At 72.1% G+C, this 3,878-nt stretch carries 3 protein-coding genes; all 3 read right to left on the reverse strand.

What is annotated here, in order from left to right; genetic code table 11:
- Positions 1-169: 169 nt before the first annotated feature.
- The gene (locus tag GT045_RS13720) at positions 170-832 is read right to left on the reverse strand and encodes a fasciclin domain-containing protein (RefSeq protein WP_161334328.1); all 663 of its coding nucleotides are present in this window, start codon (positions 830-832) and stop codon (positions 170-172) included.
- Positions 833-936: 104 nt separating this feature from the next.
- On the reverse strand, positions 937-2,562 hold the full coding sequence (locus tag GT045_RS13725; RefSeq protein ID WP_161334329.1) for a molybdopterin-dependent oxidoreductase: 1,626 nt from the start codon (positions 2,560-2,562) through the stop codon (positions 937-939).
- Between the two features lie 261 nt (positions 2,563-2,823).
- A partial coding sequence (locus GT045_RS13730; RefSeq protein WP_202527981.1) for a CapA family protein occupies positions 2,824-3,878 on the reverse strand: 1,055 nt, incomplete at its 5' end.

The following is a 3,878-nucleotide window of genomic DNA, read 5'->3' on the forward strand; positions in this document are numbered from 1 at the left end:
GGGCGGCGGGCGGCTCTCGACCGGGTCGTCCGGCCGTGTGCCGTTCCGGCAGTCCTCCCCGAGGCCGTGGTGGCGCGGCCGTGGGCCGGTCCGCGCCCCGGCGGACGGACCGGCCCACGAGGGAGCGGCCGCGGACCCCGTGTCGGGGGTCGGCGGCCGCCACGGGGTGTCACATCTTGGGCATCAGGACGGTGTCGATGATGTAGACGGTGGCGTTGGCGGTCTTGACGTTGCCGCAGACGACCTTGGCGGAGTCGTTGACGGTGTAGGACTCGCCCGAGCCGGAGGTCGACACCTTGGACTTCTCCAGCGTGTCGAAGGAGCCGTTCTCCAGGTCCTTCGGCGTGAGCTTCCGGCCGACGACGTGGTAGGTGAGGATCTTCGTCAGCTGGGCCTTGTCGTTCAGGACCTTGTCCAGGGTCGCCTTCGGGATCTTCTTGAAGGCGTCGTCGGTCGGCGCGAACACCGTGATGTTCCGGGCGTTGTTGAGGGTGTCGACCAGGCCGGCCTTCTTCACCGCCGTCACGAGGGTGGACAGGGCCGGGTTGTTGGAGGCGGCGGTGGCCACCGGGTCCTGGGCCATGCCGTCGAAGGAGCCGGCGCCCTTGTCCGGCACAGCGGAACAGGCGGAGCCGAAAGGCTGGTCCATGCTGCTCGCGGCGCTGTCCGAGCCGCCCGTGCCGTCACTGCCCAGGGTGACCGGGGCCGACGCCTTGCCGGAGGAGTCGGACGTGCCCGAGTCGCCGCTGTCGTCGGAGCATGCGGTCAGGGCCAGGGGCAGTACGGCGGCGGCGGCGAAGAGGCCGACGGTACGGCGGATACGGGTGCTCATCATGTTCTCCAGTCGAACGGTGCAGCACTGTGCTGCGTTTCGGACATGTGGGAGGAGTGGTTCGGGGGAGGGCACGAGACCCTCGGGGGGGGGACGGCCGGTGGTCACTCCACGGTGACGACCACCGAGTGCCGGCCACTGGCACCGTCGGGGATGGTCCGGGTGCGCTTGTCCGTCTGCGCCGTGCCGGTGCGGTCGGTGGCGCGCACCGTGAGCGTGTGGCCGCCCTTGGTGGCCTGCCAGGGGAACGACCACTGGCGCCAGGTGTCCCGGGTGCCCTCGGCCGCCAGGCGGGCTTCCTGCCAGGGGCCGTCGTCGACGCGTACCTCGACCCTGTCGACGCCCCGGTGCTGGGCCCAGGCGACCCCGGCGATCATCACCGTCCCGGCCTTCGGCCGGGCGAACGGCCCGGGTGTGTCGATGCGCGACCCGGTCTTGACCGGCGCCCTGCGCGACCAGCCGCGCTTGACCCAGTACGGGTCGTAGGAAGCGAAGGTGGTGAGTTCGATGTCCTCGATCCACTTGCAGGCGGAGACGAAGCCGTACAGGCCGGGGACGACCATACGGACCGGGAAGCCGTGCTCGAAGGGCAGCGGTTCACCGTTCATGCCGACGGCCAGCATCGCGTCGCGGCCGTCCATGACGTCCTCGACCGGACTGCCGAGCGTCATGCCGTCCACCGAGCGTGCCACCAGCTGGTCCGCCCGGCCGCCTCGGGAGGGAGGCTGCACGCCGCACTCGGCGAGCAACTCGGGCAGCCGCACGCCGATCCACCGGGCGTTGCCGACGTAGGGGCCGCCGACCTCGTTGGAGACGCAGGTCAAGGTGATGTCCCGCTCGATCAGCTCACGGCGCAGCAGGTCGTCGAAGGTGTAGGTGGCCGGTCGGCGTACGCCTTCGCCGTGGATCCGCAGCCGCCAGCGGGTGGCGTCCACCTTGGGCACCACCAACGCGGTGTCCACCCGGTAGAAGTCGTCGTTCGGGGTGACGAAGGGGCTGATCCCGTCGATCCGCAGTCCGGCCCCCTTCGGTACCGGTCGGGCCGGTGACCTGGGACCGGGCAGCACGACCTCGGCGCGTGAGGCGATGGCGTCCTTGCCGTGCGAGGCGTTCAGTGAACGGCCGGCCGCACCTATGACGGCCGAAGCGGCCGCGGCGGACGCGGACGCGAGGACGAACCCCCGCCGGTCCCACCCCGTGGGCGCGGCGGCTGCCGCTTCCTCGCCCACGGTGCCGGACGCGGCCGCCGCCGAGCGGGCGGGCGCCGTGAGACGGCCCACCAGAACGTACAGAAGCAGCGCCCCCGCGACGGCTCCCACGGCGGAGGGCAGTGCGTCGGTGTAGGTGGTGGAGTCGGGTCGGCTGACCGCGGCCGCCGCCCCGGCGATCCCGAAGAGAAGGACCCCGGCGGCTCCGGCGCGCCGGAACCGCGCCGCGAACATGCCCAGCACCAGGGCCAGTACAGCCAGCACGGCCAGGATGCCGAGCTGCAGTACGAGCTTGTCGTCGGTGCCGAAGTGGCGGATCGCCCAGTCCTTGACGGGAGCGGGCGCCGCGTCGATGGACGCGCCGCCCACCGCGACGACCGGACCGGCCTGCGGACGCACCGCCGCGGCCACCATTTCGGCCACCGCCTGCGCGGCGAAGCAGGCCAGTGCCCCGCTCAGTGCCCCCAGCGCAAGGCGCGGCCCACCCGGCCGAACTCCTGGGTCCTTCTCCTCGTCCCTCACGCAGGGAATCCGGTTCTGCCCGCCGGACGGATTGGTCCCACACCTGATCAGGTGAAAATCGGCCCCGGACCAATCCGCCGTACGTTCCGCAACGGATCACTTGGTTGAGCGTCTGAGGCCGTTGCCGTCCGGCTGCGACGGGGAGCAGGTCGGCAGCCTGCCCGAGGTGCCTGCGTGAGAGCCCGGCACCCCGCCGGCTTCCGCCGGTCGGGCCACACCGGCTCTGCCGTCGCCCTGGGCCGTGCCTCGTCCGTCACCCGGTCAGGGACGCTCGATCGTCCCGTCGGGTGAGATGCGGGCGGCGCTCGGGCCGAAGTCCTCCTCCGACAGGCCGGAGACGAGGTCGATCCCGTCACCGCCCGGCTCAGGCGTACCCGGTTCCACGATCTGGGTGGGGTACAGGCGGCCGGAGGCGTAGCTGCCGTCGGCATGCAGGGTGACGTGCAGGACGCCGCTGGTGGAGAGGATGCCGCCGAGGCCGAAGACCTTGTAGCCGGCGAAGTTGCCGAGGCTGTAGGCGATCAGGCGGCCCTTGTAGAACTCCATGCCCCGCATGACGTGCGGACCGCTCCCCACCACCAGGTCGGCGCCTGCGTCGATCACCGCACGGCTGAAGCGATAGGCGTCGCCGCGGTCCTCACCGAGGAAGTACTCGCTGCCGGGCTCCACATGGGTGTGGTCCGCACCCTCCGCGCCGGCGTGCATGGTGACGAGGACGACGTCGGCCATCGCCGCGGCGCGGGCGGTGAGCCGCCGGGCGGCGGGGATGTCGGTGAGGTCGGCGGCCCCCTTGTCGGGGGCGAACCCGACGACCGCGACACGGACGCCGTGGACCTGCTGGAGGGTGATCTGGCCCGCGCGGCCGGTGTACGGCAGGTGTACGGCGCGCAGGGCGGCGAACGTCTGGCGCCGGCCCTCCGCGCCGAAGTCGTCGATGTGGTTGTTGGCCACGTTCATCACCGTGAAGCCGGCCTTCTTGAACCAACGGGCGTAGGACGGCGGGGTGCGGAACGCGAAGCAGTTGGGGCTGTCGTCGTCGCACTTGCAGAGGCCGTCGGTGGTGAGGGTGCTCTCGAGGTTCCCGAGCACCACGTCACCTGCGATCAGGTCGTCGACCGGGTCGAAGAACGAGGCGCCGTCGTCGGGCGGCAGGTCGTCCGGCAGCGTCCCCATCACGACGTCCCCCACGGCGGCGATCCGCACGGTTCCGGCACGGTGCGGCCCGGGGGGTGCCGCCGCCGGCTTCGGAGGGGCGATGCTCCCGGGCACCGGCGGACGGGCACCGGCGGGACCGGCGGGCCACGGCCCGGACCCCG

The organism is Streptomyces sp. SID486 (assembly GCF_009865385.1).
GTDB lineage: Bacteria > Actinomycetota > Actinomycetes > Streptomycetales > Streptomycetaceae > Streptomyces.

Coding starts and splice junctions, on each gene's coding strand:
- GT045_RS13720 (WP_161334328.1), bottom strand. CDS start 832: ATGAGCACCCGTATCCGCCGTACCGTCGGCCTCTTCGCCGCCGCCGCC.